We start from the raw sequence: 312 nt of genomic DNA on the forward strand, positions 1-312 counted from the left end.
AGGCAAAACTAGAGAAATTTAGTGACGCAAAGCTATAGGGACTAAGACTTGTAAAATATCTTATAAGTTATGTCAGCCAGTTGCCAAAAGGATATTGTTCTTTTTGTTTTTATGAAAGTTTTTTAGGTGGATAATAATATATGTTTAGAGATAAAATGGATAGATGTACACATATGTTGACTGCATATATTGGTAGTTCATATGATTATTGTGATTTTATAGATACACAGTTAGATGATTTTATACTAGAGTACGGAGAAAATGTAGTAGAATCTTGTTTGCATCAAGTAATGGTATTGGTAAGTAAGTATA

General features: G+C 29.2%; 1 riboswitch.

What is annotated here, in order from left to right:
* Positions 1-88, top strand: a riboswitch (cyclic di-GMP riboswitch). This riboswitch is flagged as partial in the annotation.
* Positions 89-312 lie beyond the last annotated feature (224 nt).

This window comes from Clostridioides sp. ES-W-0018-02, from assembly GCF_020658175.1.
Classification (GTDB): domain Bacteria; phylum Bacillota; class Clostridia; order Peptostreptococcales; family Peptostreptococcaceae; genus Clostridioides.